Here is a 24,925-nt window from a genome sequence, read left to right as displayed (position 1 = left end):
GCGGCTAGAGTGGACGGTATGAGTTCGCCCGGATACCGACCCACTCCAGCCGCTGCCAGCCAGCTCAACCTGCGCGGCGCCGTCGACCTCTCGTCGTTGCGCCGGCCGCCCGCCCCACCCCAGGCACCGCCCGCAAGCGGAGCTGCCGATTCCGGTACGCCGGACTCCGGTGGACCAGGCGGAGCTGAATCGGGACGTGCGTCCCTTCGTGTAGACGCAACCGAAACCAATTTCCAGGATCTGGTACAGCTATCCGCCCAGATTCCTGTCCTCTTCCTTCTCTGGTCACGCTACGCAGCCGAATCTCCCGCTGTTCTGGACGCCGCGCAGCGCGTCGTTGAAAGCTACGGCGGACGCTTGGTCCTTGCTGCTGCTGACGTTGATGCGTTCCCTCAACTCGCACAGGCTTTCCAGGTCCAGGCAGTACCCACGGCTGTTGCCGTCGTCAAAGGCCAGCCGGTTCCGCTTTTCCAGGGTCCTGCCGATGACGAGCAGATCCGCAGCCTTGTTGATGAACTGCTCAAGGTAGCGGCTGCCAATGGCGTTACGGGCAGCATCGGTGACGCTGCGCAGGAGGGCGAGGCCGAACCAGCACCGCTGCCTCCGCTCCACCAGGCCGCGATTGATGCCATCGAGGCTGGAGACTACGCCGGAGCGGCGGCAGCCTATAAGCAAGCACTGTTGGAAATGCCCGCCGACGCCGACGCCAAGGCAGGCTTGGCGCAGGTGGAGCTGATGGCCCGGCTTGAGACGATCTCAGCTGCCGAAGCTGAAAACCTCCGCCAATTGGCCGCACAGGAGCCCGATAATGTGCAGGCCCAGTTGGGCGTAGCCGACCTCGACATCTCCGGTGGGCACATCGAGGATGGATTCAACCGCATCATTGCATTCATCGGTCGGAACTTCGGTCCGGAGCGCGAGACCGCACGTCTACGCCTGCTTGAACTTTTCGAGGTAGTGGGCACATCGGATGAGCGGGTGGCCAAAGCCCGTCAAGGACTTGCGAGGGTTCTGTTCTAGTGCCCTCGGCACTGTTTACGCCCCTGCAGCTCCGTTCGCTCCGCATTGCGCATCGTGGGTGGGTTTCACCCATGTGCCAGTACACTTGCACCCCGGAAACGGGTGAAGGCGTACCCAACGACTGGCACTTGATGCACCTCGGATCCTTTGCCGCCGGTGGTGCTGCATTGATCCTGAGTGAAGCTGCTGCCGTGAATGCCTCCGGGCGGATCAGCCCCAGGGACGCTGGACTGTACTCCGATGAGCAGGCAGCTGGCTGGGAGCGGATTGTCCACTTCGTTCACCAGCACGGCGCCGTCGACTGCAAAATCGGTGCCCAGCTCGCACACGCCGGGCGAAAGGCGTCGACTTACTGGCCGTTTTCGGACCGGACCGGTTCCGTTCCAGCATCCGACGGCGGCTGGGTCACCTTTGGTCCTGCCCAACAGCCCTACGACGGTTATGCAGCGCCGGAAGCCATGAGCGAAGAAGACATCCATGGAGTCATTGCCGACTTTGCGGCTGCGGCCGCCCGGGCTGTGGCCGTAGGTTTTGACACTGTGGAAATCCACGGCGCACATGGGTATCTGCTTCACCAGTTCCAAAGCCCCCTTATCAACACGCGTACAGACAAGTGGGGTGGCACGGAGAATGGGCGGAATCGGTTGATGCTCGCGGTCGTGGACGCCGTGAGGGGGGTCATTCCCGATTCCATGCCACTGTTGTTGCGGATTTCCGCAACTGATTGGGCTGAAGGGGGAGTGGATGTTGATGCCTCTGTCCGCCTGGCCAAGGCCGCGTCCGAACGCGGTGTCGACCTCGTGGACGTCTCCAGCGGCGGGGCGGTCGCCCATCAACAAATCAAGCCGGCTCCCGGTTACCAAGCAGGGTTCGCCGAGCAGGTAAAACGCGACGCCGGTGTACTCACCGGTGCGGTGGGCCTGCTCACAAGTGCCACCCAGGCCGAAGATATCGTGGCGAATGGACGTGCGGATGCGGTCTTCATGGCCCGGGCAGCGCTACGCGATCCGCACTGGTGGCTCAGGGCTGCTTATGAGCTCGGCCACGAAATTTCCTGGGTTCCGCAGTACCAGAGAGCCATACCCCGCCACGGCTTCTAGCACGTCCCTGCACCACTGGAAGCCGGGGCTAGGCTGGAGCCATGACGGAACCGCGCCATGAACCATTCTCCCAGCCATCCCACATAGGCCAGTCGGCACCGCTAGAATCTGCGGTTGAACCCGGGCTGTCGGCAGAGCCGCACACGGACCTGCCGGTATCGGCTCTCTCCATCCGCGGCCTGGCCAAGAGGTTCGGTGGAAAGATCGCCGTCGATGGCGTGAGCCTGGAGGTTCCGGTGGGTTCTTTCTATGGAATGGTGGGCCCGAACGGTGCGGGCAAGACCACCACGTTGTCGATGGCCACTGGGCTGCTGCGGCCGGACTTTGGCACGGCGTTGGTCCACGGGGTGGATGTTTGGGCCCGGCCGCTGGAAGCCAAGAAGCTTATGGGCGTCCTGCCGGATGGTGTCCGGTTGTTTGACCGGCTGACAGGGGAACAGCTGGTCACCTACGCGGGCCTGCTCCGTGGCATGGACCGGGACGTGGTCCGCCCCCGGGTAACCGAACTATTGGCCGCCTTGGACCTTGAAGCCGATGCCGGATCCCTGGTGGTTGACTATTCGGCAGGTATGACCAAGAAGATTGCGCTGGCTTCGGCCTTGATCCATGCTCCCCGGCTCCTGGTATTGGATGAGCCCTTTGAATCGGTGGACCCTGTATCGGCGGCCAATATCAGGGGCATCCTTGAGAGCTATGTATCTTCCGGAGGTACGGTCATCGTCTCCAGCCACGTCATGGACCTCGTGCAGCGCATGTGCAGCCATGTGGCAGTTGTGGCAGCAGGACGCGTCCTCGCAGCGGGGTCCGTGGATGAAGTCCGGAACGGTTCCACGCTGGAGGAACGTTTTGTGCAATTGGTAGGCGGCGGGCACCGGACGGAGGGGCTGGAGTGGTTGCGCACCTTCTGAGCCTTAAATGGCGGTTGCTCCTCAATGGCTTCAAGCGCAGCCCTGCGCAGCTCATTGGCATGGGCATCGGGTTGTTGTACGCGCTGGGAATCCTGGTCCTGTTGATTGGAGCCTTGATTGCCCTGCGTTGGGCGGACGCTGAAATCGCCCATACAGTGGTGGTGTTGGGTGGTGCCGCGGCCCTGCTTGGCTGGGCAGTGGTTCCCCTTCTTGCATCCGCAGCAGACATGACGCTGGATCCCTCCCGGTTCACCACGTCTGCGATCCCACCCGGCCAGCTTCTCACCGGCCTTGCCTTGGCGGGTTTCATCGGGATCCCGGGCCTCGCCACAGGACTTACCGCGCTTGCCACAGTGGGCACCTGGTGGCGCAGTTTTCCAGCGGTGGCGGGTGCGTTGCTGGGCGCGATTTTGGGGGCCCTGACCTGCATCGTGTTGTCCAAAGTAGTGACGACGGCGACTGCCGGCCTGGCGTCGTCCCGCCGTTTCAAGGACGTCAGCAGTCTCGTCTTTTTCATCCCGCTCATGCTGATGGGTCCCATCGTCGTGGGTATCGTCGACGGCGTTCGAGGCACGGCGGATTATCTCCCTGCGCTTGCGCGTACAGTCTCTTGGACCCCTCTTGGCGCGGCCTGGTCCCTGGGTGGTGACCTTGAGGCTGGAGACGTTGTTTCTGCCGGACTGAAACTCCTCATTGCTGTGGCAACTGTTTCCGGATTGCTGCTTTGCTGGCACGTATTGCTGCAACATGCTTTGGTGACGCCGCCGTACGCCGGAGGTTCGGCCAAGAAGGGCGGTAAGCGTGGTCTGTTCGATGTCTTGCCCGGAACCCCGGCTGGCGCGGTTGCTGCGCGCGCCTTGATCTATTGGATGAAAGATCCTCGTTACGCGGGCTCGTTGGTGGTGGTTCCACTGTTCCCTGTGATCTTCTTCTTCAGCGGGAGCCAAAGCGGCGATTACGGCATGCTTATGCTTCTTGGACCGCTGACGGCGTTTGTCATGGCGTGGTCCATCTGCGCTGATGTTTCCTATGACAACACTGCTTTTGCCCTCCACCTGGCATCTGGTGTCAGGGGCGTGGATGACCGCCTGGGGCGTGCCATCGCCTGCCTGACCATTTCCCTGCCTCTTGTGCTTCTCTTTTCCATAGGTCCGTTCTTCTTTACTGGTTCCTGGGTGTGGGCTCCGAACCTGATCGGCCTGTCGCTGGGTACGTTGTTCACTGGCTTGGGGTTGTCCTCGGTGATCTCCGCACGGTACAACATCGCCGTGCCTTTGCCCGGTGACAGCCCGTTCAAGAAACCGCCGGGGAATGTTGCCCAGACACTGGCCGTGCAGATGATAGGCATGGGGGCCCTGGTTCTTTTGCTCCTCCCGCAGCTTGCGTTGATGGGAGCCCAGCTGTTTACCGGCAGCATCGTGCCCGGCTGGATTAACCTTGGGGTGGGCCCACTTGTGGGCCTGGCTCTGTTCATTGGCGGAGTGCGCCTGGGCGGTAAGTGGCTGGATGCACGGGGCCCGGAGATGTTCGCCCAGCTCAGTGTGAACCGCTAACCCCGTAACAACCATGGCAAGCTCATGGGACATGGGATAACCTCGTCTCAATACCGCGCGTTTTTACACAAGAAAGGCAGTGACGATGGAAGTTGTCATTCTCCCTGGCACCAAACAGATTGGCGCACTGGCGGCAGATGCCATCGAAGCCCTTGTGCGCCGCAAGCCGAACGCGGTCCTGGGCTTGGCCACGGGCTCGTCTCCGCTGCCGATCTACGACGAATTGGCCCGGCGCTACGAAGCCGGGAGCGTGGACTTCAGCGAGGCACATGGATTTGCCTTGGATGAATATGTCGGTCTTGAGGCCGGTCATCCGGAGTCCTACCGCGAGGTGATCCGGCGCGAGTTTACCAACCGGGTGAATATCAAGCCTGAGAACGTGCACGGCCCGGACGGTGCCGCCGAGGATCTGGAAGCAGCCTGCCAGGCCTACGAGGATGCAATTAAGGATGCCGGCGGCGTGGACCTCCAGATTCTGGGCGTGGGCACGGACGGCCACATTGGATTCAATGAACCCGGCTCATCGCTGGCGTCCCGCACCCGGATCAAAACCCTGATCGAGCAGACACGCAAGGACAACGCCCGCTTTTTCAACAGCATCGACGACGTCCCGCACCATGTAGTCACCCAGGGGTTGGGCACCATCATGGATGCCCGCCACGTTATCCTGGTGGCTACAGGTGCACAAAAAGCCCAGGCAGTGCGTGATTTCGTCGAGGGCCCGGTAGCCGCGATTTGCGCTGCATCCGTCCTCCAGATGCATCCTCACGCCACAATATTGGTGGACGAAGCCGCAGCGTCGTCGCTGAAATTGGCCGATTACTATCGCCACACCTATGACAACAAGCCGGAGTGGCAGGGTCTGTAGACGGTAGGATGGATGCCATGACTACGCTTCCTCCGGATCCATTCGAAAACGACCCCATGCGCGAGCTTTCCGGAGCCGGAACGTCCACATCCACCATTGAGCGCGAGGAAACGCGCCAGGAAGTGGAGCCCGGCGACCGCGAGCGGTTCGCCCACTATGTCCGCAAGGAAAAGATCATGGAGTCGGCCATGACCGGCGAGCCCGTCATTGCCCTCTGCGGCAAAGTCTGGACGCCGGGGCGCGATCCCCAGAAGTTCCCGGTCTGCCCGGAGTGCAAGGAGATCTATGAGGGCCTCCGTCCCGGCAATGACGGTGGAGACAGCGGCCCGGGCAACTCCAAGTAGTGGGTAGGGAAAGAACACAGGCCCCTTCCCGTAGTGACCGCAATGCGGTCCGTTGCCGCGTGCCCGGAGAACCGGGGCTAATTTTCGCTGCCATCAGGCCGGGGGAGTCCGCATGACAGAAACACTATTTGGTGGTCCATCCCTGCCTCCCGCGTACCCTGAACGCGCCGCATGGGGCACAGCCCCCAAGCTGCGTGCCTGGCAGCAGGAAGCCCTGGACCTCTACATGGCCAGGCATCCAAAGGATTTCCTGGCCGTGGCTACGCCTGGAGCCGGTAAGACTACCTTTGCCTTGCGGATCGCCACCACGCTGCTGGACAGCGGCGTTGTTAACAGGATCACTATCGTGGCGCCCACGGATCACCTGAAGCGGCAGTGGGCCGACGCCGCTGCCCGGGTGGGCGTTGCCATTGATCCCAACTTCAAGAATTCCGATGGCCAGCATGGCCGTGGATTCGTTGGTGTCGCCGTGACATATGCACAGGTGGCGAGCAAGCCAATGCTGCACCGCGCAAAAACAGAAGCCGCCCGGACGCTGGTCATCCTGGACGAAATCCACCACGGTGGAGAGGCCCTTTCTTGGGGAGATGGCTTGCGCGAGGCCTTTGATCCAGCGGCAAGGCGCCTTTCCCTCACCGGTACGCCGTTCCGTTCCGATACTTCACCCATCCCGTTCGTGGAGTACGCCGAGGACCGCGACGGCATTCGACGCTCCAAAGCCGATTACACATATGGCTACGGCAATGCCCTCCGGGACCACGTGGTGCGTCCCGTGCTTTTCATGGCCTACTCAGGCCAGATGCGCTGGAGGACCAGTGCAGGTGACGAAATGGCGGCCTCCCTCGGGGAAGCGGCTGTCACCAAGGACATCACGTCACAGGCGTGGCGTACGGCGTTGAACCCGACCGGCGAATGGATCCCGGCTGTCCTTGCCGCCGCGGATAAACGCCTTAGCGAAGTTCGCCGGACGGTCCCGGACGCCGGTGGACTGGTTATCGCCACGGACCACGACGACGCCCGTGCCTACGCAGGGCAGCTTAAGAAGATCACCGGGCAATCGCCCACGGTAATTCTTTCTGACGACTCGAAGGCTTCCAGCAAGATCGAGGAATTCTCCTCGGGAGATAAGCGGTGGATGGTCGCCGTCCGAATGGTGTCCGAGGGCGTGGACGTTCCTCGCCTCTCGGTGGGCGTCTACGCTACGTCCACCTCTACGCCGCTGTTCTTTGCCCAGGCCGTTGGACGTTTTGTGCGTGCCCGCAAAAGGGGCGAGACGGCGTCGGTCTTCCTGCCGTCAGTGCCACCCCTGATGGTGCTGGCCAACACCATGGAAGCCGAGCGCGACCACGCCCTTGACCGCCCGGAAAAGGATGAGGACGGACTTTTCAGCCCTGAAGAGAACCTCATGGCCGAGGCCAACCGCGAGGACAAGGCTTCGGACGAGCTCACCAAGGGCAAGTTCGAAGCTCTCGATTCGCAGGCTTCTTTTGACCGCGTCCTTTTCGACGGCGGTGAATTCGGTACAGGGGCGGACATCGGCTCTGATGAGGAGTTGGACTTCCTCGGCATTCCCGGGCTTCTCGACGCCGAGCAGGTAGGGACGTTGCTGCGTCAGCGGCAGCACGAACAGCAATCCCGCAAAAAGCGCCAGTCGCCTTTGGCTGCCGCAGCTTCTCCTGCTGTACCCGATCACCGCATGCTCATGGACTTGCGCAACGAACTGGCCAAGAACGTAGCCGCTTGGTCCGCCCGGACAGGTACACCGCACGGAGTGGTCCACACCAAACTGCGTGAACTATGCGGTGGACCTGCCGTAGCCCAGGCGAACGAGGAACAACTTCAGGCGCGGTTGCGTAAGTTGCAGGATTGGTTCATCGGCCGAAAGTAGCCAGCGTCAGGCGCGTTCCACCTCGACGCCGGCGTCTTCCATTTCGGCGAAGGTTTCGGTGAGGTCCTCGGCGATTCCCGCCGTGAGTTCCGCGATGACCGTAGTGGCGTATCCGGCCTGCACTGCGTCAAGGGCCGTTGCCTTGACGCAGTAGTCCGTGGCGATGCCTACGACCACAACCTCTTCGACGTCGTGGCTTTGCAGCCAGTCATCGAGCCCGATGGCATCTTCTTCCACGGCCTCGGACACGGCCGCACCGGCCTTGAGATCCCCGGAAGGGACGTCGTCTTCCGGGGCAAGGACGCCCTCAAAGCCGGAGTAGGCCGCCGTGTACTGTCCTTTACGGAAGTAGGCCTGGATGTATTCCGGGTCCAGGTCTTCGTGGAGTTCAGCTCCTTTGGTCCGGGCCCGGCAGTGCGGCGGCCAGGAATCCACCATGTCCGGATCATCGGAGAAATGGCTTCCCGGTTCGATGTGCCAATCCTGGGTGGCCACGATGTGGTCGAAATGCTGTTGGTTTGCATCCACGTACTCGGTTATGGCGCCGGCAACTGCAGCGCCTCCTTCGACGGCGAGGCTACCGCCTTCGCAGAAGTCATTCTGGACATCGACGATGATCAGGGCCCTGGACATCAGTTCTCCTCGTAGATGGTGGGGATGGCGGCCTCGCCGCGCTGCAGGCGGTTCACTACGGCAGGCAATTCGGCCATGCTGGCGGCGTGCCGTTCTTTGGCGCGGATCACGCCTTCGGGGCCCGTCCAGCCGGGCAGGAGTTCACCATTCTTGATGAACTGGTGCAACAACGAACGGTCGTTTCCGTCGTCCTCCGGCCGGCGGCCTATTCCAACGATCTCCTGCGTGGCCCTTCCGTGTTCGTTGAGCTTGCGCAGGGCGTACTTGCGTCCACCCACGCTGGCCTTGTTCTTTGCCGCTTTCGCAACGGAGATGAACTCGCCGGCGTCGTTTGTCCTGCTGACCAGCTTGTACACCATGCTGGCGGTGGGAGCGCCGGAGCCCGTCACCAAGGACGTACCAACCCCGTAGGAGTCCACCGGGGCGGACTGGAGGGCGGCTATGGCGTATTCGTCGAGGTCCGAGGTAACTACTATCCGGGTGTTCACGTTTCCAAGGTCATCCAAGAGTTGCCGGACCCACTGCGCCTGGGCAATCAGGTCGCCCGAGTCCAAGCGGACGGCGCCCAGTTTGTCCCCTGCGAGCTCGACGGCGGTGCGCACGGCCGTCTCGACGTCGTACGTGTCCACGAGCAGGGAGGTTCCCGGGCCGAATGCGGCGATTTGCGCTTCGAAGGCCTCACGTTCGGTGTCGTGGAGGAGCGTGAAGGAGTGGGCCGCAGTGCCAACGGTTTTGATGCCGTAGCGTCGTCCGGCCTCAAGGTTGGAGGTGCTGGCGAAGCCGGCGATCACTGCGGCGCGGGCAGCCGCCGTCGCGGATTCTTCCTGGGTGCGCCGGGAACCCATTTCGATGCATGGCCGGCTACCGGCCGCCGACGTCATCCTTGATGCAGCGGAGGCGATAGCGCTGTCGTGGTTCAGGACGGAGAGGATGTAGGTCTCCAGGATGCAGGCTTCGGCAAAAGTGGATTCAACGATGAGGATGGGGGAGTTGGGAAAGTACGCATCGCCTTCCGCGTAGCCCCAGATGTCTCCGTTGAATTTGTAGTTCGCGAGGTAGTCCAGGGTCTCCTGGTTGACCACCTTGTTCTGCTCAAGGAATGCGAGTTCGGCTTCGCCGAAGCTGAAGTCTGCGATCCCTTCCAGGAGGCGTCCGGTTCCGCCTACCACGCCGTAACGGCGGCCATCAGGCAGGCGCCGGGCGAACGCTTCAAACACTGAACGGCGATGGGCAGCCCCGGAGTGCAGGGCGGCCTGAAGCATCGTCAACTCGTAGTGGTCGGTGTACAAGGAAGTGGCGGGATGGTCCCAAGACGTGGCTCTACTCACGAATTCACTCTAGTGCGAGCCGCCATAGAATGGACAGATGACCCCTAGCGTTGCATTTGGCACGGACATTGATGAGCGGACGGAAGCTGTAGAGCAGACGTCCACCGATGTCCTGACAGCCCCGGACATCCCCTGGAACCTGGTGATCTGGAATGATCCCGTCAACCTCATGAGTTACGTCAGCTATGTGTTCCAGAGTTACTTCGGCTACTCCGAGTCCAAAGCGCACAAGCTCATGATGGAGGTCCACAGGAAGGGCCGCTCCATCGTTGCGCACGGCAGCAAGGAGCAGGTTGAGCAGCACGCGGTAGCCATGCACGGCTTCGGTCTATGGGCCACCGTCGAAAAAGCTGCAAGCGGAAACGAAGCACCCGGGAAGGGCGGCCGCCAGCGTGGCTAAGGCATTCAAGTACGGACTCAAGGGAATCACCGGCTACCTCGAGCCTGCCGAACGGGATCTTTTACGGGGGCTGCTGGACGACGTCATCTCGATGTTGGAGTCCGATGCCAGGGAGAACGAGGACCCGCTGGCCGCCTTGATCGGCTTGGACATGGACGTGAAGCAACCGAGCGATCGCGCCTTGCTGCGGCTTTTGCCCAACGTCATGAAGGACGACGACGGCGGCTCGCTTGAGTTCCGGCAATTGACCGAACGCTCGGTGCGGGAAAACAAGATTGGCGCGTTGAAGGCCACAGCGATGGGCCTGGACAAGGACAATCTTGTACTGACCCCGGAGGACGCAATCTGCTGGTCCATGGCCTTGAACGATGTTCGCCTGGTTTTGGCGGAACGCCTGGACATCCGTGACGAGGCGGACGCCGAGCACATCCACAGCATGCAGGACTGGAGCCAGGCGGAGGACGTGGAGAGTTACCTGGCATTGGTCTACAACTTCACCACCTGGCTCCAGGAGTCGCTGGTGCAATCGATGATGGCGGCCAGGCAGGCAAAATCCTGATCAGGAGGGCCACCGCCGGGCACGCCTATGTGACACATCAGACACGAGGCGGAGGCCACAGGTAATGGCCGCAGCACAGGGGAAGCCTTATTCTCGAATAATCATGACTTCAGCATCTGGCAGTTCAACGGGCGGCAGTTCAAGGGGCGACAGTTCAACAGGCGCCGGATCACCAAGCGCCGCAGGGGTCCCGGTTGTTGCCTCGCCCGGTGACCTGGGGGTCCCCAATGAGCTCATGGGATCCCGCCCGATTGGTGTCTTTGATTCCGGCGTGGGTGGATTGACGGTGGCCCGCTCCATCATCGATCAGCTCCCCAACGAATCCATCCTGTACGTGGGGGATACCGCCAATGGGCCCTATGGGCCGCTGCCCATCGCCGAAGTCCGGGCCAACGCCCTAGGTGTGATGGACGAGCTCGTGGATTCGGGTGTAAAGCTGCTGACCATTGCCTGCAACTCTGCTTCGGCTGCAGTTCTCCGGGATGCGCGTGAACGCTATACAGCGCGGTATGGGATCCCCGTTATTGAGGTCATCCAACCCGCTGTGCGTAGAGCGGTGGCGGCCACCCGTTCCGGCAGGATCGGCGTTATAGGGACCTCCGCCACGGTTGGCTCGCGCGCCTATGAGGACACGTTCGCGGCAGCCCCTGATCTTGCCATTACCTCTGTGGCTTGCCCGGCCTTCGTGAGCTTCGTCGAAGCGGGCATCACGACCGGACCGGACCTCCTGGCAGCGGCGAATGAGTATCTGGAACCGCTGAGACACGCTGGTGTGGACACCGTGGTGCTCGGATGCACGCACTACCCGCTCTTGACGGGGGTGATCTCTTTTGTCATGGGCGAGGACGTGACCCTGGTGTCCAGTGCGGAGGAAACTGCAAAGGACGTCTACCGTGCCTTGGCCACACACGGTATCCAGCGAACCGATTCAAGTGCCCCCAACCATGAGTTCATCGCGACGGGCGATGCCGTCCAATTTGAAGCGTTGGCCCGCCGTTTCCTGGGCCCCGAGGTCTTGTCCGTCAAACACGTTGATCACGTGGCTGCGCAATACCCCACCGGAAGCCTGGCGCGCATCACCCCGGAAATGCTGGAAGCAGCCAGGAGCGGCGGCGGACTGTCGCGCCGCTCCTACTTCGTGCAGCCGGACAACGGAGTCACCCCTGATTCCAGTGCGATCCCAGGACGTGGCCTGTGAAACTGACCATCGTGGGCTGTACTGGTTCGTTTCCGGGTCCCGGCTCGCCGGCGTCGTGCTATCTGGTGACTGCGCATGACGGTGAGCGGGAATGGAAGATCGTGATGGACCTTGGGAGCGGAGCGTTGGGTGCCATCCAGCGTTACACGGATCTTGAGGACATCGACGCCATATTTCTCACGCACCTGCACCCGGACCATTGCATGGACTTGTGTGGCCTCCACGTAGCGGTCCGCTGGAAGCCCGGCGGTTGGGGGCGGGACCGGATTCCCGTGTGGGGGCCGGCAGCAACTGCGGACAGGATGGCAACAGCCTACGGGCTGGACCTGGATCCAGGCATGCACGAGGAGTTCGACTTCACTCATTGGGCCGAACAGAAGCCCGTTACCGTCGGCCCCTTCACGGTGACGCCCTACGGCGTCAACCATCCCGTGGAAGAGGCATATGCATTGCGTGTGACCGCAACGGAACCAGGCAAAGACGGAACCACCGTAACCCGGGTACTGACGTATTCGGGGGACACCGATTCGTGCCAGGGGCTGGAGGATGCAGCCAATGGCGCTGACTTGTTCCTTTGCGAGGCTGCATTCGAGGAAGGCCGCGATGACGGCATCAAGGACGTGCACCTGACCGGTAAGCGCGCTGGGGAAGCCGCCATGAACGCCGGAGCCAAGCGCTTGCTTCTGACGCACATTCCGGTGTGGACTTCGCAGACCAAGGTCATGTCCGAGGCCAAGCCGGTGTTTTCCGGGGACGTCGCTGTTGCCGTTGCCGGGGTCCATTACACGATCTAGCCCCCTCCAGAGGTGGCATGTACGCCTCACCCAATGGACGGCGTCGGGCGTTGTCCCATCGTCGCTAAGCTTGAACCATGACTTCTGAAGCTACAGCCACACCCGTTATCCGCGCCGACGGCCGGACCCCCGATCAACTGCGTCCCATCAGCATTACCCGCGGCTGGTCCAAGCAGGCCGAGGGCTCGGCGCTCATCGAGTTCGGAAACACCCGGGTACTGTGCACGGCTTCCCTGACCGAAGGCGTTCCACGCTGGCTCAAGGGCGAGGGCCGTGGCTGGGTTACCGCCGAATACGCCATGCTGCCCCGGGCAACGAACACCCGATCCGATCGTGAGTCAGTGAAGGGCAAGATCGGCGGACGTACGCACGAGATCTCCCGACTCATTGGCCGTTCGCTGCGCTCCATCATCGATACCAAAGCGCTGGGCGAGAACACGATCGTCCTTGACTGCGATGTCCTGCAGGCCGACGGCGGTACCCGCACCGCGGCCATCACCGGCGCCTATGTGGCGCTTGCCGAAGCGATTCGGTTTGCCCGTGAAAACAAGCTCATCGCCCGTAATGCTGAGCCGCTGGTGGACACGATTGCTGCCGTTTCGGTGGGCATCATCGATGGCGTGCCGATGCTGGACCTGCCGTACGTCGAAGATGTCCGGGCCGAAACAGACATGAACGTGGTGGTCACTGGATCCGGCAAGTTCGTGGAGGTCCAGGGCACCGCTGAGGGCGCTCCGTTCGACCGCGATGAACTCAACGCCCTGTTGGACCTCGCCCTGATCGGCACGGGCCAGCTTGCGGCTATCCAGCGCGAGACGCTGGCGGAAGCTCCGTGAGCGGCGACGGTTCCTCCGGTGCTCCGCGGCTCGTCCTGGCAACGCACAACCAGGGAAAGTTGAAGGAACTCCGTGAGCTGCTTCGTGGGCAGGTTCCAGGGCTCGACGTCGATACCCAAGTGGTGGATGCAGCTGCCGTTGGTGCACCGGACGTTGCGGAAACCGGGGTCACTTTTGCTGAGAACTCACTCCTGAAAGCGCGTGCCGTGGCTGAGGCAACGGGTTTGGTGGCCATCGCCGACGACTCAGGACTTTCCGTTGATGTCCTGGGCGGTGCGCCGGGCATCTTCTCAGCCCGGTGGTCGGGAAAGCACGGGGACGACGCAGCGAACCTGCGGTTGCTGCTCGCTCAACTCTCCGATGTGCCGGACGCCTTCCGCGGGGCAGCTTTTGTCTGCGCGGCAGCCTTGGCAGTGCCCGGAGCAGATGGAATTACGCACGAAACGGTTGAGTACGGGCAGCTTGAAGGTACGCTGCTGCGCGAGCCGCGGGGTGAGGGTGGGTTCGGGTATGACCCTGTGCTCCAGCCCGTGGGCATGGACCGGAGTTGCGCGGAGCTGACATCCGAGGAAAAGAACGCCATCAGCCATCGCGGCCAGGCGTTCCGGGCTTTGCTCCCCGCGATCGTTGCTGCACTCTCGGGTGTTCATTCCAGCTAACAATTCCAACCAACACTGGAAACCGGCTTTTGGAAGCCCGGCTTGAGACATACAGGAGAAGGCACCCCGCCTTTGCGGGGTGCCTTCTCCTGTATGGCATTTGAGTGCGGTGAGGCCTACTTCTCGCGGTGCTTTCCGCTTTCGTGCTCCTCGATGAATTCCTCCACGGGATTGCTGCCTTCCGCGGCAGCCTTGCGCTTGGCCACGACGCCGCGGGTTACCTCGATGATGATGGGGATGACCGAGATCAGGACAATGACGATGAAGATGATGTCCAGGTTGCTGCTGACCCACGGAATGCGGTCACCCAAGAGGTATCCCAGCAAGGTGACGCCGCCGCCCCAGAGTGTGGCGCCGATGACGTTGAAGAGGAAGAACTTGCGTTTGTCCATCTGCGCCACGCCGACGATCACCGGAACGAACGTACGGATAATGGGGACAAACCGGGCCAAAATCAGGGCCTTGCCACCATGCTTCTCAAAGAAAGCGTGGGCGCTTTCGACGTTTTCTTTCTTGAACAGCCTGGAGTCGGGGCGGTTGAAGATTGCGGGACCGGCCTTTGAACCAATGAGGTAGCCGGTCTGGTTGCCAATGATCGCAGAAACGATGATGAGGGCGGCCAAGCCCCAGACATTGAACTTGATGGTGTCTGTGGCCACAAGAAGGCCAGCGGTGAACAGCATGGAATCACCGGGCAGGAAGAAGCCCACCAGCAGGCCGGTTTCGGCAAAGACAATGCCGCAAACCAACAGCACGACCCACGGCGCCAAGGCTGGATCAGCCAGGAAGACCTGGGGGTTCAGCCAGTCCGGCAGGAACGAGGCCATGGGTGGACGCACCGGTCCCGCGCCCCCGAAAGTGGATACGGCTAAGTCGCTCATCGCAGTAAAGATCACCTATCAAGCCTACTGGACCGCCGTCGTCGGGCGGTGACGTAACCCTCGCCACAAAGCTGCCCGGAAACGCCGCCCCGCCGCGGAAATCGGCAAGAGCCCACCCTTTCCGCCTGTAACCTTGTCCAGTGGCATTGGACTTTACGGCGATCGACTTTGAAACAGCCAACGGCTTCAGGGGGTCGCCGTGTTCGGTCGGCCTCAGCAAAGTCCGCGGCGGTGTGGTGGTGGAAGAAGCCTCCTGGCTCATGCGCCCGCCGGAGAACCATGACCACTTCGAGTTTCACAACACCCGCATCCACGGCATCCGTGCCGAAGACGTTGCCGGCCGTCCCAGATTCGGAGACCTCTTCCCTGAAATTGGCGCCTTCATCGGCAACGACGTACTTGCAGCACACAACGCAGCCTTTGATCTGGGCGTTATCCGATCCGGTTTGGAAGTCTCGGGGCTTGCGGGCCCAGCCTACGAGTACGTTTGCACGGTGATGCTGTCCCGCCGCTGCTACTCATTGGTGTCCAACTCCCTGCCGTATGCAGCGGAGGAAGCGGGAGTACCCCTGGTCAACCACCACGATGCCGCCGAGGACGCACGCGCCTGTGCAGGAATCCTGGTGGACATCGCCCGTCGGAACAACGCCAACAGCATCGCGGAACTCTATCTTTCGCTGGGCCTCACCTTGCCCAGGCAACCTGCCTTCGATCCCATGCATGGCCTCTCCAAGCCCACCCTTGCCGCTCTCGCAGGGGCGGGGTCCAGAGGTAAGAAGGCAGGAAGCCTTGCGGAGCAAACCCTGGAAGGCGCCCTGAACGGTACGGGTCGTCCATTCTCGGCGTGGCCCGAGGAAGGCCCCAATCCGTTGCCGAATCCCACAGCCGAACCGGGGCACCCACTGTTCGGCCAGACGGTGGTCTTCACGGGCGATCTCATCATGACGCGTCCGGAGGCAAAGTCCCGTGCTGCAGAGATGGGTGCACGACCAGAAAGCAGGGTGACCGCACGCACCACCGTCCTTGTGGTGGGCGACGGGTTCGTGGCCGGAGACCTGCGCGCTGGACGGCTGACAGGAAAGGCGAAGCGGGTTTTGGAACTCCATGCGAAAGGACAGCAGATCGAGGTTGTCTCGGAAGGGGAATTCCTGCAAATGGTGGGCGGAAACTAACACGCGCGTCCGGAGGGCAGCTGATCACCCTGTAGTGACAGCGAGCAACCGGTCCGCCATGCCACGAATGACCTCCGTGCCTTCCAGTGCCCCGAGCCACTCGGCAGGAAGTGCTGGTTCGCCATAGTAGGCGCCCAGGATGTTTCCCGCGATGGAACCGGTGGAATCGCTGTCGCCGCTGTGGTTGATGGCAACCGCGATAGCTTTGCGGAAGTGTTCCGTCGGCTCACTGCATTGCGTGGCCAGGACGGCATAGAGCCCGACGGCGAGTGCTTCCTCAGCGACCCAGCCCTCACCCAGTGCGGTTACCAGCGTTTCAGGACTGAGGGGAGCGGGCTCCGACGACAACCTCAACGCTGCTTCCAAACGGTCACCTAATTCGGGAGCCTTGGTCGGGAGGCCGTTAACGTAATCCAGGGCATCAATAGCTGCGGTGCGGACGTCACTGCCGGCCACAATATTCTGGATCATCAAGCTGAAGGCAGCAGCGCTCAGCCGCGCTGACGGGTGTCCGTGAGTCAAGGACGCGGCATCCGAACTGAGTTTGTACACGGCTTCACGCGAGATATGGGGCACGAGTCCAAAGGGTGCTGAACGCATGACCGTGCCGCAACCCTTGGAATCTGGATTGACTGGCCTGGCCACAGTGCCCATGTCTCCTGAAGCCAATCCGCTGAGGCATGTGTTCCCCGGGGCCCGACGACGCCGGAGTACTTCCTGGCCGTCTATCCACCGCGGTTGCGGAACCGGGGCAGAAGGGGAAACCGCAACATCTTGGGTTGCCAGCCAGCGAAGGTAGGCCAGCCAAAGGCAGGCGATCTCATCTGCTGCCACCCCATCATTGGCCCATTCGAGGGCGTCCACCAGGCCATCCACTGTGTACAGCGTCATTTGCGTGTCGTCCGAAAACTGGCCGACATCGTCGAGCTGGTCAAAGGAGGCGAGCCCGGCGGAACCGTAACGGGCACGAATGGCATCAAGGCGGTCGAACTCCACTGCGTAGCCAAGGGCATCACCCAATGCCCCTCCCAGGAGTGTCCCGTGGACGCGGGATTCAAACGACGGGACGGCGAGGGAGGACGCTTCAAGACTCATGCCATCAACTTACCGTGCCGGGGAACACCGCTGATATGGTTGGGAGGCTGCCCAGCACTAGGAAAATTTGGAGAGACGACGTGCGTGAACCGGCTTGGCGACGTACAGGCAAGACACCTGACTACAGGTTCTCCCTGGCGAACGAACGCACCTTCCTTGCCTGGATCCGTACCTCGCTGGCATTGCTGGCTGGGTCGATTGCCATTGATCAGCTGGCTCCGAACATTGCCCCCCAGCCAGTCAGGATCGTCCTCTGTGTGCTTCTGTCCCTCATCGGCGCCGGCCTGGCCGCACTGTCATACCGCAGGTGGGGGCAAATGGAAGCTGCCATGCGCAACGATGAAGCCTTGCCGTTCTCCTGGGTCATGCTGCTCATGACGATCGTGGTGGCAGTGGCAGCATTCGCTTTCGCCGTACTGATTTTGGTGGCGCGATGACCCGGTTTGCGTGATGACGAGGCTTGCGAGTTGAGCATGGACCTCCGTGATCCCGGTCTGCAGCCGGAACGAACCACACTGGCCTGGCGCCGCACCCTCATTTCGCTTGTGGTGGTGGATCTGTTCATCTGGCGCAGTTGGCTTACCTCAGAGCCCTCGACGGGCCGTCTCATTCCGGGCCTTCCCGGGCTGGATTACCAAGGTATCTGCGCTCTCATGGCTGCTGCCGCCACCATTGTCCTGGCTTGTGTGGTGTGGGTCCGCTCACGGCAGCTTCATGCTGGAAACGAAGCAGCTTCGGCACGACTCATCTTTGTCAGCACCCTTGCCGTGATAGGGCTGGGCGGAACCGCGATCGCGGCCATCGCCTTGGGCGGCTAAGCTCGGATCGGGAGTCAGCAGGGACTCAGCAACTGTTCAGACTCAACTGGCAGGATGCTCAAGGGCTTTCCCTCGCCCAGCGCGCAACGAAGCCTGTCAGCTGGTCCAACACCACCAATCGTAAGGAATCATTCGACATGACCTCTCCTGTGCAAGCCACGACCGACCACGAACCGGTGCTGTTCGCGCGGCTGTCAGCTGAAGCCGTCGGTTCGATGTTTGTCGTCCTCGTGGCCGTGGGTGTGTCGATCTTCTCGAACCCTTCATCAGCGCCCCTACCCGCCGCCCTTGCGACCGGCCTGACGGTGACAGTGGCCATGCTGGCCTTCGGCCATGTTTCCGGCGGTCACTTCAACCCGATAATCACTCTGGGCAACCTGATTGCCGGCCGTATCCGTGCGCTGGCAGCCGTGGCGTACCTTGCGGCCCAAATCATCGGCAGCGTCATCGGCGCAGCTCTCGCCTTCGTTGTGGTTCTGACAGTTCCGGTCCTGACGGATGCGCGGGCGGCCTTTGGCTCTGTGGCGGCCGGTTATGGAGAGCATGCTGCTGCCCAAACCCAGATGGCAGGGGTCTTGATCGTTGAAGTTGTTGGCTCCGCTTTGCTGGTTGCAGTGTTCCTTGGAGCGACTGCCGGACGCCGCGCCTTTCCTGCCGTGGCTCCCTTTGCTGTAGGCCTTTGCGTCGCCGTGTTGCTGCAGTTTGGCCAGGTTTTGGGCAACCTTCCCTTCAATCCGGCACGCGCAACTGCCCTGGCTTTCTTCAGCCCCTCGTGGGCGGTGGAAGGACTGTGGCTCTTCTGGGTGGCGCCGCTGATGGGGGCTGCACTGGCCGGACTGGCTTTCCGCGGCTTTGCCTACGCCTCCGCGGCCACCAGCCTTGGAGATGACTCGGCGTCAGCGACGGCCGGAACCATTGAAGGCGAGCACCTGGATGCCGATGACACTGACGATTTCCAGGCACAGGCACAGGCACAGGCAGAGGCAGAGGCAGTGGCAGTGGAGACCGGGACTGTTCGGAAAGAAGCTGCCGCAGATGACGCACGCAACTTCTTTGACGGAAAGAAGGGCTAGCAGCCGGACAGGATCGACGCCGGACGGCCTGTCTGCGCTTTTTTGTCGGTGCCCACAGTTAGCTTGAAAATATGCGGTTACTCCATACCTCCGATTGGCATCTCGGCCGGTCATTCCACGGCGTTGGCATGCTTGAAGCCCAGCGCGGTTTCGTGGACCAGCTCGTGTCCTTCGTGGAAGCGAAGTCTGTAGACGTCGTCCTCATTGCGGGTGACGTCTATGATCGCGCCCTGCCTGGACTCGACGTCGTCAAACTTCTCGACGACGCCTTGGTGCGTATTACCCAAGCCGGGGCCACCGTAGTGCTCACCAGCGGCAACCACGATTCGGCCATTCGGCTCGGATTCGCGTCCCGCTTGCTCGAACGCGGCGGTGTTCACCTCAGGACAAGGGTGGAGGACCTGGACGTTCCCGTGCTTGTTCCCTTCGGAAAAGATGGGGAGAGCAGCGCCACACTTGCGATCTATGGGATTCCCTATTTGGAACCGCGGCTTGTCGCGGACCGGCTGGAAGTGGAGACCGCGAGTCATTTCGAGGTCACCCATGAAGCAACCGAGCGGATTCGGCGCGACCTCCAGGACCGCCGCAAATCAGGCGCAGTGCATCCAGTGGTCCTTGCACACACTTTTGCCAGTGGGGGTATCACTTCTGACAGTGAACGGGACTTGAGCATCGGAGGGTTGGGTGCGGTGCCCTTGGATCTCTTCGAGGATTTTGCGTACACGGCACTCGGTCACTTGCATGGCCGGCAGGAACTGGCCCCGAATGTCCGCTACTCCGGCTCCCCGCTGGCGTATTCGTTCTCCGAAGCCAAACATTGCAAGGGCGCGTGGTTGATCGACATCGATGCCGATGGAAGCGCAGGTGTCCAGGAAGTTCTTTGGGAAGCAGCCAAGAGCCTGGCCGTGTTGCGAGGCAAGCTGAACGATCTCCTTGAATCAGGCGAGCACTCCTGGGCTGAAGCTGCCTATTGCCAAATCACCCTCACGGACGCCGAACGGCCCGCCCAGGCTATGGAGCAGCTCCGGACCCGCTTTCCTGACACCTTGGTCCTGTCCTTCGACCCCGAGGGTGCTGGTCCCAAAGACAAGGTCAGTTACAGCAGCAGGCTTGCAGCCGCCCAGGACGACCTCGAAGTCTGCTGTGGATTCCTGGAACACGTTCGTGAGCGCAGTCCCGGGTCTGCGGAAGAAGCTGCCCTTCGTGCTGCCCTCGAGGCCGTGCGCCTGGAGGAGGCTGAGCTATGAGAATTCATCGACTGGAAATTGAGGCTTTCGGGCCTTTTGCCACTGCGCAGCACATTGATTTTGATCAACTCAGTGCGCAGGGTTTGTTTTTGCTTAATGGCGCCACCGGGGCAGGCAAGACCAGCATCCTCGATGCCATCTGTTTCGCCCTCTATGGCTCCGTTCCGGGTGCGCGCCAGGAAGGTAAGCGCCTTCGCAGCGATCATGCAGCGCCGGGTGCCGAACCACGTGTGGTGTGTGAATTCTCGGCCCGTGGCAGGCGCTTCGAAGTCAGGCGTTCCCCGGCTTGGGAACGCCCCAGCGCGCGTGGCCGGAACGGTTTCACCACCCAACAAGCCAAGACGCTGCTCCGCGAGTCGGTTTCCGGAGTCTGGGAGGAAAAATCTTCGCGGAATGACGAAGTCGGCGCCGAGCTCTCCGAGCTTTTGGGCATGGACCGGGACCAGTTCACGCGCGTCGTGATGCTTCCCCAAGGTGACTTTGCGGCGTTCCTGCGCTCCAAAGCCAATGATCGGCTCGAGCTCCTCCAAAAACTCTTTGGGACGCAGCGATTCGAGTCTGTGGAGAAGCAAATTGCGCGGCAGGCAGCCGAAGCTGCGCGCGCCGTCCAGGACAATGCGGCTGAACTGAAGATGTTGCTTGGCAGGGCGGCCGCAGAACGGGAGCAGCTTGGCCTTTCCGATGCGCTGGCAAATGTAGAGACAGCTGCCGAGGGGCCAGAGGCATGGCTCGCGGCCCTGGAGATGGAGCTGCTGGAAGAAGGTGGGCGACGTAAAGACGAGGCCACCGCAGCTGATGCCCAGGCCACAAGGCTTGCCGAACAACTTCAGGAGGACCAGGAGAAGGCGCAGCGGCATGCCAGGCTCGCTGCGGGGATGCAGCGGCGGGTTCTGCATGAAATGGCTGCTGCGCGGGCACTGGAAAATAAGGAAAAGCTGGGAGGACATCGCCGTGCCGCCGTCCTTGGGGGACAACTGGACGCCTTGGACGCTGCGGACCGTAAGTTCCGGTCTGCCTTGGTGGAGAGGGACAGATCCCGGGAGCAGCTTGAATCCAAGGGCATGGATGCGGCACATCCTGTGGTTGCGCTTGAGACAGTAAAGACCACCCTTGCCGTCCTCGAAGCCCGGCTTCCAGATGAGCGGCGCATGGAGGACGTTGCCACACGACTCTCAACCAAACGAACAGAACACTCCAGCCACCTGACGGCCGCCCAAGCAGCAGAAGAGTCCCTGCACCACCTTCGAGCCGAGGAATCAGCGGTAGAGGCCGGGACGGAAGCACTGGAACCCTCGGCTGCCCGCGTCGAACACCTGGAGCGCGAGGCAGCCGCCGCCGCCGAACTAGTGTCGATTGTGTCCCGTCATAAAGCTGCAGCCGCCAAGTTGAAGGACGTCACTGAGCGCCACGCCCGCGCCCGCAACAAAACGCAGGACCTCAGGCAAGCATGGCTTGACGTGAGGGAGGCACGCTTGGCCAATGCCGCCGGTGAGCTCGCGGCAGCCCTAGCGCCTGGGCAGCCTTGCGCCGTTTGTGGCAGCAACGAGCACCCGAACCCCGCCGCCGCAGCCCGCTCTGCTCTTTCCATCGCCCAGGAAGAGGAAGAGGCCAGCAAACTATTTGAAGCCAGCGAGAAGGCTCTGGGACGCAGCGCGGAAGAGGTATCAGCAGCCGCACAGTTGCTGGCGGGCCTTGCTGCCCAGGGCGGCTCCGCAGATGCAGAGGAATCGGCCGCCCGTTTGGCCGCATCCGAAGCTGCGGCGATCGAAGCCCGAAAGGCTTCTGGTGCGTTGGAGAAGCTCCGCAAAAAGCATGAGGATCTCATTAAACGCATTGCCCTCGTGCAGGAGGAGCATGCCGGGTCAACGAATGCCGCCTCGCAAGCAAGCTCTGCTGTCGAGTTGCTTCAGGAACAGTACCTTGTGATTGAACAGGAGCTAGCCGGCCTGAGGCAGGGCTTCGCCAGCCTTCATGCGCGGGCAGAAGCCCTCACCTCCCAGCGTTTGCTGCTTCAGGCTGCCGTGGATGCCGCGAACGAACTCGAACGTGCCGGGGCTGCGCGCCTGGAGGCGCTCGCGGCCCTGGAAAGGGCACTGCCCGGGTCCGGATTTTCATCGGTCGAGGATGTGCGTCGCGAGCTCATGTCACCCTCGGATGTTGTGGCATTGGAGAATGCACTCGCAGATTTCGAGGCCGAAGCTGCCCGCCTGGATGAACTGTTTGCCGGCGAGGAACTGGTCATGGCAGCGAAGGAAGTCAGCATAGGCGAACTGCCTCTGTCGGAGGACGAACTCAGGGTCGCCAAGACTGAGGCTGCCCACGCCATGGAAGCTGCAAAGGCACTGGCGCTTTCGGCGGGGCTCGCAAGCAAAGCTGTGCGGTCTGTGCAGAGGATCCGCGCGGAGTATCAAAACCTTGCCGCGGCAGGAAGGGAACCGCGCGAGCATGCCAACCTGTTGGGTGGTCTGGCGGACACCCTTCGCGGCGCAGGAGACAACAGCTACCGAATGAGCCTTAACAGCTACGTGTTGGCTGCAAGGCTGGAGCAAGTCGCGATCGCGGCCTCGGAGAGACTCGTTGCCATGAGCGACGGACGCTACACCTTGCAGCACTCTGACGCCCGGGCTGCACGGAACCAGAAATCCGGTCTCGGACTGGAAGTGGTGGATGAATGGACGGGCCAGCGACGTGACACATCCACGCTCTCCGGCGGAGAGTCCTTCATGGCGTCCTTGTCGCTGGCCCTTGGCCTTGCGGATGTTGTACAGCAGGAGGCCGGCGGAGTGGACATTGAAACGCTGTTTGTCGACGAAGGCTTCGGAAGCCTGGACGAGCAAGCCTTGGAACAGGTTATGGATGCCTTGGAGGGTTTGCGCGACGGCGGCCGGGTCGTCGGGCTGGTCAGCCACGTGGCAGAAATGAAGCAACGCATCAGCAGCCAGTTGCACGTGGTCAAGGGCCGCCATGGTTCCACGGTGGTTGTTGCCGAAGCAATGCCTGCCTGAGCCGCATCCGATAGACTTGATCCGTTACACCGGGTCGCGCGCATCGGGAGGAGGGACGATGCGCAGACTTTAGCGAACCCGGAATCATGGAAAAATCTTCACTGGCCTCAAGGTCAATGCCTTCGCAACTGACCACAACCTCGTCCTCGCATCGATCCCGCCTGCCCGGGAGGTTCGCACGGCTGCCTGAGCTCGCCGGGCCGGGGTTCCTGCCCCTCGGCCTCTTCGCAAGACTCCCTTTGGCAATGCTCACCGTGGGAACACTGACCTTGGTTACAGCAGTGAGTCATTCTTACGCAATCGGTGGCATGGCTGCCGGGGCAGTAGGTATCGGTTCAGCCGCTGGAGCCCCTGTCCTCGGCTCGTTGGCCGATCGCGCCGGCCAACGTGTCGTGTTGCTCGTAGCGGCAGTGGTCAATACCCTGGCCGTTGCCGGCCTCCTTGCCACCGCCTACCTGAGCCCAAGCTATGCCTCTGCGCTGGACGCGACAGGGGTGCTCGTTGCAGGTTTCGTGGCTGGTGCGAGCTGCCCGCAGGTTGGCCCCATGGCCCGTGTTCGCTGGATGGCGCTGACCACCCGGAATTTGTCGACAGCACGCAAGGCCAGTGGTTCCGCCGGAGACGCTGCCGCAGCCAGTGCGCCCGCGAGCGGTAGCCGGAGCGTCGCTGCCAGTCGCGCGGATCTGGACACCGCGCTGTCCTATGAAAGCACCGCTGACGAGATCACTTTCGTGTTAGGACCGGCCCTTGTGGGTATTCTTGCCAGCTTGGTTGCTCCGTGGCTGCCTCTGGCCATGGCGGCGGTCATGACCATTACGCTTGTACCGGCCTTCGCGGTGCACCCCAGCCAGCAAGCCGTGGTGCCGGCACTGCGGAAGGCCACGGCCGTCGTCGTGGGAAGCGCGGGTGAACACACAGCCCGACGACGGAACCGCTGGGCGGGCGCCGTAGTGGCCGTTCCGGTGGTGGCCATGGTGTGCATGGGCACCTTTTTTGGTGCGACGCAGAATGCCCTGAGCGCCTTTTCTGCCCAGTACGCAACCGCGGAAATCGCCGGGCTCCTTTACTCCGTGATGGGTTTGAGCTCTGCCGTGGCGGCGTTGTCCGTTGCTTTCTGGCCGCAGCGCTTTAGCCTTGCGGCCAGGTGGGTTGCCGCTGCCCTGGCGATGTCGTTGTTCGCGCTCCTGTTACTGGTTCCCGCCGGAATCTGGCCCATGGTGTTGGTTCTGCTGCTGCTGGGAATCCCCGTGGGACCAGTCATGGTCACGGTGTTCAGCATCGGTGGCGTGGTTGCCCCCACCGGCCGTATTGCTACCGTGATGACGGCCCTGGCCAGCGGGATCGTGGCCGGTACTGCGCTTGGTTCCTACCTTGCCGGGCAGTTGGCACAGACCCAGGGTCCCGGTGCAGCCTTCGTTGTATCCATGGCTGCGGCAGCAGGCTTGTTGGTACTGGGAGTTCTGACTTATCTGGTCATGAAGCGTCGGCCTCAGTCGTAGTCCAGATGCGGACAATCATCCCGGCGGCAGCTAGGTTCCGCGGCCCG

The 24,925-nt window shown here is 62.1% G+C and carries 24 protein-coding genes; 20 read left to right on the top strand and 4 right to left on the bottom strand.

The genetic code is table 11. The features are described 5' to 3' along the window. Positions 1 to 18 precede the first annotated feature (18 nt). The 7 genes from KSW38_RS07365 (at position 19) to KSW38_RS07335 (ending at position 7,681) form a co-directional block, all read left to right on the top strand. The gene (locus tag KSW38_RS07365) at positions 19 to 1,020 is read left to right on the top strand and encodes a tetratricopeptide repeat protein (protein ID WP_216923942.1); all 1,002 of its coding nucleotides are present in this window, start codon (positions 19 to 21) and stop codon (positions 1,018 to 1,020) included. Next, positions 1,020 to 2,120 (top strand): NADH:flavin oxidoreductase/NADH oxidase, encoded by a 1,101-nt coding sequence (locus KSW38_RS07360; RefSeq protein ID WP_216923941.1) that lies wholly within the window; start codon positions 1,020 to 1,022, stop codon positions 2,118 to 2,120. Before KSW38_RS07365 ends, KSW38_RS07360 begins: the two co-directional genes overlap by 1 nt. A gap of 41 nt (positions 2,121 to 2,161) precedes the next feature. Further along, a complete protein-coding gene (locus KSW38_RS07355) occupies positions 2,162 to 3,028 on the top strand; it encodes an ABC transporter ATP-binding protein (RefSeq protein ID WP_223946367.1) in 867 nt (288 codons plus the stop codon). After that, on the top strand, positions 3,010 to 4,581 hold the full coding sequence (locus KSW38_RS07350) for a transporter (RefSeq protein ID WP_216923940.1): 1,572 nt from the start codon (positions 3,010 to 3,012) through the stop codon (positions 4,579 to 4,581). The genes KSW38_RS07355 and KSW38_RS07350 overlap by 19 nt, the downstream gene beginning before the upstream one ends. A gap of 85 nt (positions 4,582 to 4,666) precedes the next feature. Beyond that, entirely contained in the window at positions 4,667 to 5,449 is a 783-nt protein-coding gene (gene nagB, locus KSW38_RS07345; RefSeq protein ID WP_216923939.1) for a glucosamine-6-phosphate deaminase, read from the top strand. Between the two features lie 8 nt (positions 5,450 to 5,457). Beyond that, entirely contained in the window at positions 5,458 to 5,793 is a 336-nt protein-coding gene (locus tag KSW38_RS07340; RefSeq protein WP_216923938.1) for a DUF3039 domain-containing protein, read from the top strand. A gap of 112 nt (positions 5,794 to 5,905) precedes the next feature. Next, positions 5,906 to 7,681 (top strand): DEAD/DEAH box helicase, encoded by a 1,776-nt coding sequence (locus KSW38_RS07335; protein WP_216923937.1) that lies wholly within the window; start codon positions 5,906 to 5,908, stop codon positions 7,679 to 7,681. Positions 7,682 to 7,687: 6 nt separating this feature from the next. Here KSW38_RS07335 and KSW38_RS07330 read toward each other — a convergent pair whose 3' ends face one another. Together KSW38_RS07330 and KSW38_RS07325 are read right to left on the bottom strand one after the other, a co-directional pair. Next, positions 7,688 to 8,314 (bottom strand): isochorismatase family protein, encoded by a 627-nt coding sequence (locus tag KSW38_RS07330; protein ID WP_216923936.1) that lies wholly within the window; start codon positions 8,312 to 8,314, stop codon positions 7,688 to 7,690. Continuing rightward, positions 8,314 to 9,642: a nicotinate phosphoribosyltransferase gene (locus KSW38_RS07325; RefSeq protein ID WP_216923935.1), complete on the bottom strand. Its 1,329-nt coding sequence runs from the start codon at positions 9,640 to 9,642 to the stop codon at positions 8,314 to 8,316. Before KSW38_RS07325 ends, KSW38_RS07330 begins: the two co-directional genes overlap by 1 nt. Positions 9,643 to 9,679: 37 nt before the next feature. Here KSW38_RS07325 and clpS point away from each other — a divergent pair, with 37 nt between their 5' ends. The 6 genes from clpS (at position 9,680) to rdgB (ending at position 14,088) form a co-directional block, all read left to right on the top strand. Continuing rightward, a complete protein-coding gene (gene clpS / locus KSW38_RS07320; RefSeq protein WP_216923934.1) occupies positions 9,680 to 10,042 on the top strand; it encodes an ATP-dependent Clp protease adapter ClpS in 363 nt (120 codons plus the stop codon). Continuing rightward, positions 10,035 to 10,601 carry a DUF2017 domain-containing protein gene (locus tag KSW38_RS07315; RefSeq protein WP_216923933.1) on the top strand — a complete coding sequence of 189 codons (567 nt, stop codon included), beginning with the start codon at positions 10,035 to 10,037 and terminating at the stop codon, positions 10,599 to 10,601. Before clpS ends, KSW38_RS07315 begins: the two co-directional genes overlap by 8 nt. Positions 10,602 to 10,836: 235 nt before the next feature. Beyond that, positions 10,837 to 11,799, top strand: a complete 963-nt coding sequence (gene murI, locus KSW38_RS07310; protein WP_377650623.1) for a glutamate racemase — start codon at positions 10,837 to 10,839, stop codon at positions 11,797 to 11,799. Beyond that, positions 11,796 to 12,593 carry an MBL fold metallo-hydrolase gene (locus tag KSW38_RS07305; protein WP_216923931.1) on the top strand — a complete coding sequence of 266 codons (798 nt, stop codon included), beginning with the start codon at positions 11,796 to 11,798 and terminating at the stop codon, positions 12,591 to 12,593. Before murI ends, KSW38_RS07305 begins: the two co-directional genes overlap by 4 nt. A gap of 77 nt (positions 12,594 to 12,670) precedes the next feature. Further along, positions 12,671 to 13,429 carry a ribonuclease PH gene (gene rph, locus KSW38_RS07300; RefSeq protein WP_254186194.1) on the top strand — a complete coding sequence of 253 codons (759 nt, stop codon included), beginning with the start codon at positions 12,671 to 12,673 and terminating at the stop codon, positions 13,427 to 13,429. Next, entirely contained in the window at positions 13,426 to 14,088 is a 663-nt protein-coding gene (gene rdgB / locus KSW38_RS07295; RefSeq protein WP_216923930.1) for an RdgB/HAM1 family non-canonical purine NTP pyrophosphatase, read from the top strand. The genes rph and rdgB overlap by 4 nt, the downstream gene beginning before the upstream one ends. Positions 14,089 to 14,204: 116 nt before the next feature. Here the strand turns inward: rdgB and KSW38_RS07290 are convergent, their stop codons facing one another. Beyond that, positions 14,205 to 14,969 (bottom strand): DedA family protein, encoded by a 765-nt coding sequence (locus KSW38_RS07290; RefSeq protein ID WP_216923929.1) that lies wholly within the window; start codon positions 14,967 to 14,969, stop codon positions 14,205 to 14,207. A gap of 140 nt (positions 14,970 to 15,109) precedes the next feature. On the opposite strand from KSW38_RS07290, the gene KSW38_RS07285 reads away from it, so the two are divergent. Next, on the top strand, positions 15,110 to 16,141 hold the full coding sequence (locus KSW38_RS07285; RefSeq protein WP_216923928.1) for a 3'-5' exonuclease: 1,032 nt from the start codon (positions 15,110 to 15,112) through the stop codon (positions 16,139 to 16,141). 24 nt (positions 16,142 to 16,165) lie between these two features. Here the strand turns inward: KSW38_RS07285 and KSW38_RS07280 are convergent, their stop codons facing one another. After that, complete coding sequence (locus tag KSW38_RS07280) at positions 16,166 to 17,236, bottom strand: ADP-ribosylglycohydrolase family protein (RefSeq protein ID WP_216923927.1); 1,071 nt, start codon at positions 17,234 to 17,236, stop codon at positions 16,166 to 16,168. Between the two features lie 80 nt (positions 17,237 to 17,316). Between KSW38_RS07280 and KSW38_RS07275 the strand changes: the two genes are divergently transcribed. From KSW38_RS07275 to KSW38_RS07250, 6 genes are all read left to right on the top strand, one after another. Further along, on the top strand, positions 17,317 to 17,673 hold the full coding sequence (locus KSW38_RS07275) for a YidH family protein (protein WP_308169301.1): 357 nt from the start codon (positions 17,317 to 17,319) through the stop codon (positions 17,671 to 17,673). Between the two features lie 36 nt (positions 17,674 to 17,709). Continuing rightward, a complete protein-coding gene (locus tag KSW38_RS07270) occupies positions 17,710 to 18,054 on the top strand; it encodes a DUF202 domain-containing protein (protein ID WP_216924157.1) in 345 nt (114 codons plus the stop codon). Between the two features lie 137 nt (positions 18,055 to 18,191). Next, a complete protein-coding gene (locus tag KSW38_RS07265; RefSeq protein WP_216923926.1) occupies positions 18,192 to 19,127 on the top strand; it encodes an MIP/aquaporin family protein in 936 nt (311 codons plus the stop codon). Positions 19,128 to 19,198: 71 nt separating this feature from the next. Then, positions 19,199 to 20,374, top strand: a complete 1,176-nt coding sequence (locus KSW38_RS07260; RefSeq protein WP_216923925.1) for an exonuclease SbcCD subunit D — start codon at positions 19,199 to 19,201, stop codon at positions 20,372 to 20,374. Next, entirely contained in the window at positions 20,371 to 23,379 is a 3,009-nt protein-coding gene (locus tag KSW38_RS07255; protein ID WP_216923924.1) for an AAA family ATPase, read from the top strand. Before KSW38_RS07260 ends, KSW38_RS07255 begins: the two co-directional genes overlap by 4 nt. Positions 23,380 to 23,465: 86 nt before the next feature. Then, positions 23,466 to 24,878 (top strand): MFS transporter, encoded by a 1,413-nt coding sequence (locus KSW38_RS07250; RefSeq protein WP_216923923.1) that lies wholly within the window; start codon positions 23,466 to 23,468, stop codon positions 24,876 to 24,878. Positions 24,879 to 24,925: the final 47 nt, after the last annotated feature.

The sequence above is a fragment of the Paenarthrobacter aromaticivorans genome, assembly GCF_019038615.1.
Taxonomy (GTDB): Bacteria; Actinomycetota; Actinomycetes; order Actinomycetales; family Micrococcaceae; genus Arthrobacter; species Arthrobacter aromaticivorans.
This window is presented reverse-complemented; position numbering and strand designations above follow the sequence as displayed.